General features: G+C 48.0%; 1 protein-coding gene. It reads left to right on the top strand.

The genetic code is table 11. The features are described from left to right. Nucleotides 1-31: 31 nt before the first annotated feature. Nucleotides 32-687, top strand: a 656-nt coding sequence (locus tag A3750_RS02150; RefSeq protein ID WP_197474812.1) for an EAL domain-containing protein, incomplete at its 3' end; no start/stop codon positions are given.

The raw sequence follows: 687 nt of genomic DNA, 5'->3' as shown, positions 1-687 counted from the left end.
GGTTCAGGAGGCGCAGGTAGAACGTATTCACATGGAATACGATCTTGAACGTTCGCTAGAGAACCACGAGATCAGTGTTTTCTATCAGCCACAAGTGAATGGTGTAGGACGTGTTGTTGGGTTCGAAGCGCTGATGCGTTGGCAGCACCCTGAGCGGGGCTTTGTATCTCCGTTGGAGTTTATTCCCCTTGCCGAGCAATTGGGCATTATTCCTGAGCTTCAGGAGCTGGTGCTGCGTCATGTGTGTGGTCTTATTCGTGTGCTTGAAGCGTCAAAAAAGCTGGCGCCAGATTTTCGAGTTGCGGTTAATATCAGTGCCTGCCAGTTCTCCAAAGACGATTTTGAAACTGCGCTGTTGGACATTATCTCTGGGTTTAATGTGCCGCCAAGTCGCCTCACATTAGAAATAACAGAAGGCACTGTTCTGGAGAATATCGACAACGCAATCATTCAAATGCAGAACTTACAGTCCCTAGGTTTTGATATGTCGATTGATGATTTCGGCACGGGATACTCTTCGCTTGCTTATTTGCAGAAGCTCCCGGTCAATGAGATCAAGATTGATAAGAGCTTTGTCGACGACATTGAGTTGAGCGATACGGGCCGGAGTATTGTGGATGTCATTATCTATCTTTCGCGCCAGCTGGGTTGTCGAGTTGTCGCTGAAGGCGTCGAAAAAGACAGCCA

The organism is Oleiphilus sp. HI0079 (assembly GCF_001635105.1).
The sequence above is the reverse complement of the archived record's forward strand: the minus strand, read 5'-3'. Positions and strand labels throughout refer to the sequence as shown.